The following is a 4,958-nucleotide window of genomic DNA, read 5'->3' as shown; positions in this document are numbered from 1 at the left end:
GAGCCGTTAGAAGAACCTGTTGTTTCTCTAAGAAGCTCGATAATCACTTAAAAGTGTTTGATCTGGTGTTCTTTTATGTCAATTATGGCTACGTCTGATGCCAGCATACTTTTTAGAACACCACCAGATATTTTTCGCCCTTCGCGGTTCAATCATTCCAAAAATCTATCCGCAGCTGCTATTAGTTACCATCCTTAGTACGCTTATCACGATTATTCAGCACTGGCTTCCTGACTCTTTTCCCTATTATGGTATTGCTACTTTTACCTTATTAGGGATTGCTCTATCGTTGTTTCTTGGGTTTCGGAACAATGCCAGCTATCAGCGTTGGTGGGAAGCGCGCGGACTGTGGGGTCGGCTGGTATACGACTCTCGCAGCTTAACCCGTCAAGTGCTCTCTTTTATAGACGAAAAAGACGAGGCGGGACAACAGGCGCAGCGAAACATAATTTACCTGACCATTGCATTTGCGCATGCGGTGCGCCACAGACTACGTGGCACGGAGCCTTGGCAAGATATCGAACGCTTTGTAGACCCTATATACCATGACCGCATGCGCCAAGCGAAAAATGTACCTGATTATATAATGCGCCTCATGGGTAAGCAGCTCGGCGATATTCGGCGTCAAGGACTAGTCTCAGAGCAAGTTATACAAAATATGGATGAGCGCCTGACCTCTATGACGATTGTCTTGGCGGCCTGTGAACGTATTCTCAATACACCGCTACCTTTTGCTTATATGCTACTGGTACATCGTACGACCTATCTGTACTGCATTATGTTGCCCTTTGGCTTAGTAGCCTCACTCGGCTGGGCGACTCCGTTGATTTGCGCGGTAATCGCTTATACTTTTTTTGGGTTAGATGCATTGAGTGAAGAGCTAGAAGAGCCTTTTGGGTTGGCGGCTAATCAGTTACCTCTGACCGCCTTGTCACGCACTATCGAGATTAACTTGCGAGAAGCGTTAGGAGAAAACAACATTCCACCTGATATCACGCCTATCGATGGCTATTTACCGTAAGCATTTGAGTCATCCCCAAGCGTAACAAGGCAAACTAAAGGCAAACTAAAGGCAACTTGAATAATCCACCGCACGCCACTATAAATAGCAGACAAAGATACTGTAGGTAAAATCTCTACTCTAACCAGCTGATCTATTCAAAAATATTATCTATAAAAGCGAGGCTCATATCATGAGTGATGATTCAAAAGACAATAACGACAACGTCGACAACAATGCAAATAACCCAACCAGCAATCAGCCATCAGTGAAAGTCACTGATTTGACGCCAAATAAAGGCGTTCTGAAAGGGAAAAAAACAGACATTCAAAACCCAGAGCTTTGGGAGTTCCCAATGAACTACCCACTCAGCATCATTGGTCATGAAGGCGAGCACGAGAGTTTGCTCAATGAAATCAAGCTTATCTTGGGTAGCCAGTTCCCTGATTTTGATTTGGCGTCTATCGAAGTGAAACCTTCTAGAACAGGTCGTTTTCATTCAGCACGGGTCAATCTGTACCTAACAGCCGCTGATCAAGTCAATACGCTTTATGCCGCGCTTGACAATGCCAAGACGGTTCGCATGGTTTTGTAAATTGTTCAGACAGGTTTAGCGCCTTTTTGGTCCAAGTCGTCACTCAATTGGGTGGCGATTTTTTGTGGTTTGATGTACAATCTGCGCCCGAATTATTGCTACCATGATCAGCGTTATTGGTCGACAATAACCGAGAGAATAAAAAGCAAACGGCCGCACTATTTTTACAAAAAATTTATTATTGACCGCATTTGCGTCTAACCCTTATCCCATCGTCCTTTGCCAAAATTTGGACTGCCTACAACCTTGTAGCAACATAGTTTTATCCTAAAATCAATATAGTATTTTCAGAATTTTCCCGCTATATTGTGCCTACCAATTAACAAACACGCTATATGTAGTACTCAGTGATTTTAACCATCACTACGAGTAGTGGTAGCTTTTTGCCTAAAAAACAGCTAGCACAACCCAGCATAATAGCGTTATAAAGAATGTCTGCCGCTGATTCAGCGCGCAGCATCACAATAAGCAATCAAAATAGAGGCCAGCATGACACATATTGATAAAATCCAAGTAACCAAACGTGATGGACGTTTAGAGCCTATTGATTTAGACAAAATTCACAAGGTGATCGCGTGGGCGGCTGATGGTTTAGAAAATGTGTCGGTATCGCAAGTTGAGCTAAAGTCGCACATCCAGTTTTATGAAGGTATCAAAACTCGTGACATTCACGAAACCATCATCAAATCTGCCGCCGACTTAATCTCTGAAACCACCCCTGACTATCAGTACCTCGCTGCGCGCTTGGCAATCTTCCATCTGCGTAAGATTGCATACAATAGATTCACGCCGCCGCATCTGTATGATCATGTCAAAAAACTCACTGACGCTGGCAAATACGATCAGCATATCCTAGCAGACTACAGCCGTGCTGAGTTTGATGAGCTAGAAGAATACCTCGATCACTGGCGCGATATGAATCTAGCTTATGCCGCTGTTGAGCAAATGGCTGGTAAATACCTTGTCCAAGATCGCGTGAGCAAGACTGTCTATGAAAGCCCGCAGTTCTTGTACATGCTCGTCGGTATGTGCTTGTTTAGCCAATACGACAAGTCAGATCGTCTTGATTTCGTCAAACGCTTCTATGATGCGACCTCTGAGTTCAAAATCTCACTACCGACGCCTATCATGTCAGGTGTGCGTACACCATCGCGTCAGTTTAGCTCGTGCGTATTGATCGAGTGCGGTGATAGTCTAGACTCTATCAACGCCACCACTAGCGCCATCGTACGCTATGTATCACAGCGTGCTGGTATCGGCATCAACGCGGGTCGTATCCGCGCCCTTGGTAGCCCTATCCGTGGCGGCGAAGCGCAACATACTGGTTGTATCCCGTTCTACAAACTGTTCCAAACGGCAGTAAAATGCTGCTCACAAGGTGGCGTCCGTGGCGGTGCGGCGACTCTATTTTACCCACTATGGCATTTAGAAGTTGAGTCGTTACTGGTACTGAAAAACAACCGCGGCGTCGAAGACAACCGTGTCCGTCATATGGATTACGGCGTGCAGTTAAACAAAACAATGTACACGCGCCTCATCAAAGGTCAAGACATCTCGCTATTCTCACCAGGCGACACGCCAGGCCTCTATGATGCGTTCTTTGAAGATCAAGACAAATTCGAAGAGCTATATACCAAGTACGAAAACGATCCTAACGTACGTAGCCGTCAAATCCCAGCAGCAGATTTGTTCAGCCTGATGATGCAAGAGCGTGCTAGTACTGGTCGTATCTATATCCAAAACGTCGATCATTGCAACACCCATAGCCCATTTGACGCGACGGTTGCTCCGATTCGCCAGTCAAACCTATGTATGGAAATCGCGCTACCGACCAAGCCACTGGATAACATCAATGACGAAGAAGGCGAAATCGCGCTTTGTACGCTATCAGCGGTCAACTTGGGTAAAGTCGACAACGTCAGCGACATCGAAGAGCCAGCGGAACTAATCGTGCGTGCGCTTGATGCCCTGCTCGACTATCAAGACTATCCAGTAAAAGCCGCTCAAAACGGCAGCATGCGTCGCCGTACGCTCGGTGTAGGCGTGATTAACTATGCTTATTACTTAGCTAAAAATGGCGCACGCTACTCTGACGACAGCGCGCTTGGTCTAACCCATCAAACGTTTGAAGCATTGCAATTCTATCTCTTGAAAGCGTCAAACAAATTGGCAAAAGAGCAAGGCGCGTGCCCTGCGTTCAATGAGACTACGTACTCACAAGGTATCTTGCCGATTGATACGTACAAAGCCGACTTGGACAAAATCTGCCAAGAGCCGCTACATCTCGATTGGGAAACGCTACGCGGCGAGATCACTGAGCACGGTCTACGCAACTCTACCCTAACCGCCTTGATGCCGTCTGAGACCTCAAGCCAGATCGCCAACGCGACCAACGGTATCGAGCCACCACGTGGTCTGGTCTCTATCAAAGCGTCAAAAGACGGTATCTTAAAGCAAGTCGTGCCTGAGATTGATAAGCTAAAAGACCAGTACGAGCTACTATGGCAAATGCCAAACAATGACGGTTACCTAAAGCTGGTCGCTATCATGCAAAAATTCGTCGATCAAAGTATCTCTGCCAATACCAACTACGATCCCGTTCGTTATGCTGGTGGCCGTGTACCGATGAAGATATTGCTAAAAGACTTGCTAAACGCTTATAAAATGGGTGTGAAGACGTTGTACTACCATAACACTCGTGATGGCGCGAACGATGCCCAAGCGGATATGGAAGATGATTGTGCTGGCGGGGCTTGTAAGATTTAGATTGAAAGAGAACTTCTAAAGGATGGCGGGGTTGGCTTTTGAAGCTAATCCCGTCAGTAGCTTGTATGTACTTTGCTAATAGCGTGCAAACCAGCATGAATTTTCATTGTTATAATTAAGTGTTTTATAATTAAGTGTTTTATAATTAACAAAAATTACATGGTTCTAAAAAATGCCTATCGACCTAAATGAAGTACTTAAAAATCCAGCTACTTTATCAGTCTTAGGAGCTATAGGCGCATTTGTACTTTCTACTTTTCTGGCACCAAGACTAGGAGAAATTATTAAGTCATTTGCCGCTTTTATTTTTTTAAATATAAAACACTTTATTTCTTTTGCACTTTTAACTATTATCTTTCATTTTATTTTAAAAATTCCAGTTTTAATAAATATTCCCTTAACCGTAACTACTATAACTTTAATATCATTATTTATAGAATTTAAGAGTTTTTCAAAAAAACCAACTTTACTATATAGTTAAATCTTTATAAAATCGATACAGCCCATATCATGAAACAGTTTAGGTAGATTATTCTCCATCCACCCTTGGCGTAGAAATTTAGCCTGTGCCCACTTTTTCTCAATAGGGTTCAGATC

At 44.2% G+C, this 4,958-nt stretch carries 4 protein-coding genes and 1 pseudogene; all 5 read left to right on the top strand.

The window, feature by feature from the left end:
- A pseudogene (locus JMX83_RS14730) lies at positions 1 to 98 on the top strand (IS1 family transposase); the annotation flags it as partial.
- Positions 98 to 1,021: a bestrophin family protein gene (locus tag JMX83_RS14725; protein WP_201603319.1), complete on the top strand. Its 924-nt coding sequence runs from the start codon at positions 98 to 100 to the stop codon at positions 1,019 to 1,021. The pseudogene JMX83_RS14730 and the gene JMX83_RS14725, both read left to right, overlap by 1 nt.
- A gap of 283 nt (positions 1,022 to 1,304) precedes the next feature.
- Entirely contained in the window at positions 1,305 to 1,595 is a 291-nt protein-coding gene (locus JMX83_RS14720) for a YbeD family protein (RefSeq protein WP_058024867.1), read from the top strand.
- A 489-nt stretch (positions 1,596 to 2,084) separates the two neighbouring features.
- On the top strand, positions 2,085 to 4,361 hold the full coding sequence (gene nrdA / locus JMX83_RS14715) for a class 1a ribonucleoside-diphosphate reductase subunit alpha (protein ID WP_201603314.1): 2,277 nt from the start codon (positions 2,085 to 2,087) through the stop codon (positions 4,359 to 4,361).
- A gap of 172 nt (positions 4,362 to 4,533) precedes the next feature.
- The gene (locus tag JMX83_RS14710) at positions 4,534 to 4,842 is read left to right on the top strand and encodes a hypothetical protein (protein ID WP_201603312.1); all 309 of its coding nucleotides are present in this window, start codon (positions 4,534 to 4,536) and stop codon (positions 4,840 to 4,842) included.
- Positions 4,843 to 4,958: the final 116 nt, after the last annotated feature.

The organism is Psychrobacter piscatorii, assembly GCF_904846415.1.
In the GTDB taxonomy this organism is placed as follows: domain Bacteria; phylum Pseudomonadota; class Gammaproteobacteria; order Pseudomonadales; family Moraxellaceae; genus Psychrobacter; species Psychrobacter piscatorii.
The sequence above is the reverse complement of the archived record's forward strand: the minus strand, read 5'-3'. Positions and strand labels throughout refer to the sequence as shown.

Bases quoted from the DNA above. Each gene is read 5' to 3' on its own strand.
- nrdA (WP_201603314.1), top strand. From the start codon at position 2,085: ATGACACATATTGATAAAATCCAAGTAACCAAACGTGATGGACGTTTA.
- JMX83_RS14725 (WP_201603319.1), top strand. From the start codon at position 98: ATGCCAGCATACTTTTTAGAACACCACCAGATATTTTTCGCCCTTCGC.
- JMX83_RS14710 (WP_201603312.1), top strand. From the start codon at position 4,534: ATGCCTATCGACCTAAATGAAGTACTTAAAAATCCAGCTACTTTATCA.